Genomic DNA, 1,755 nt, shown 5'->3' on the forward strand with positions numbered 1-1,755 from the left:
CGGCGCCGGCCACCGTGGCACCGGGAACCCGGCCCGCCGACCGGTCCGCCCCCGTCCCCGCCCCCGAGCACACCGCACCGTCCGGCCTGCGCCGGCTGGTCCTGGACGCCTTCGAGTCGGTCCTCGACACCCCGCTGGACCCGGGCCGTCCGCTGGCCGAACTCGGCATCGGCTCCCTCCAGTTGATGCGGGTGCACGGCGCTCTCAGCACCGCGCTGCCCACGCCCCCGGCGCCCACCGAGCTGTTCCGCCACCCCACCGTGGACGCCCTGATCGCGCACCTGGCCACCGAGCCGGCCACGGGCCCGCTCGCGCCCACCGCCACCACCACCGCCTCGACGACCGGGCCCGGCGACGACCGCCGGGTGGCGATCGTCGGCCTGGCGCTGCGCCTCCCGGGCGCCGACACCCCCGAGCAGTACTGGCGGAACATCGTCGAGGGCGTCCGCAGCACCACCCGGTTCACCGAGGAGGAACTGGCGGCGGCCGGGCTGCGCCCGGAGGAGTACCGCCATCCCGACTTCGTCCCGGTCACCGGGGCGATCACCGACATCGACCACTTCGACGCCGAGGCCTTCGGCATCAGCGGCGCCGAGGCCGCCCTGATGGACCCGCAGCAGCGCCTGCTGCTGGAGATCTGCCGCCAGGCCCTGGAGGACGGCGGCTACGACGCGCCGGACCCGGAGCGCCGGGTCGGGGTCTTCGCCGGCACCGGGATGACCCTCTACGCGCTGCGCACCTACTACCAGCACACCCTCGCCACCACCGCCGACCCGGCCGAACCGGTGGCCGCCCTGCAGACCGCGATCGGTAACCAGGCGGACTTCGCCGCCACCCGGGTCGCCTACCGGCTGGGCCTCACCGGCCCGGCGATCGGCGTGCAGACGGCCTGCTCCACCTCGCTGGTCGCGGTGCACCTGGCCGTGCAGTCGCTGCTGGCGGGCGACTGCGAGCTGGCCCTGGCCGGGGCCGCCGCCCTGCACATCCCGCAGGCCGCCGGCTACCGCTACGAGGAGGGGTCGATCCTCTCCCCCGACGGCGCCTGCCGGGCCTTCGACGCCGAGGCGGGCGGCACCGTCGGCGGCAACGGCGTCGCCGCCGTCCTGCTCAAGCGCCTCGACCGGGCCCTGGCCGACGGCGACACCATCCACGGGGTGATCCTCGGATCGGCCGTCAACAACGACGGCGGCCGCAAGGTCGGCTACACCGCGCCCAGCGTGGACGGGCAGGCGGCCGTGATCGGCCGGGCCCTGGACCTCGCGGGCGTGCCGGCCGAGAGCATCGGCTACATCGAGGCCCACGGCACCGGCACCCCGCTCGGCGACCCGATCGAGTTCCGGGCGCTGGACCAGGCGTTCCGGGCCCGGACCGGGGCCGCCGAGTTCTGCTCGCTCGGCTCGGTGAAGCCCAACATCGGCCACCTGGACACCTGCGCGGGCCTGGCGGGCCTGATCAAGGCCCTGCTGGTGCTGCGGCACGGCACCATCCCGCCGCTGGTGAACTTCACCAGCCCCAACCCCGCGCTGGAGCTGGCCGGCAGCCCGTTCCGTCTGGCCGCCGAGCGCCGGGAGTGGCCGGAGGGCCCCACCCCGCGCCGAGCCGGGGTCAGTGCGCTGGGCGTCGGCGGCACCAACGCCCACCTGGTGCTGGAACAGGCCCCGGAGACCGCGGCGGTGCCCGCGCCCAGGCCGGCCCCGACCGTGCTGCCGCTGTCGGCCCGCACCGCCCAGGGCCTGACCGAGCTGGCCGGCCTGC

At 76.4% G+C, this 1,755-nt stretch carries 1 protein-coding gene; it reads left to right on the forward strand.

Annotation, left to right across the window (positions count from 1 at the left end):
• Positions 1-14: 14 nt before the first annotated feature.
• On the forward strand, positions 15-1,755 hold a 1,741-nt coding region (locus KS423_RS44990), incomplete at its 3' end, for a type I polyketide synthase (RefSeq protein WP_224285442.1).

The organism is Streptomyces sp. LS1784, from assembly GCF_020103755.1.
Lineage (GTDB): Bacteria > Actinomycetota > Actinomycetes > Streptomycetales > Streptomycetaceae > Kitasatospora.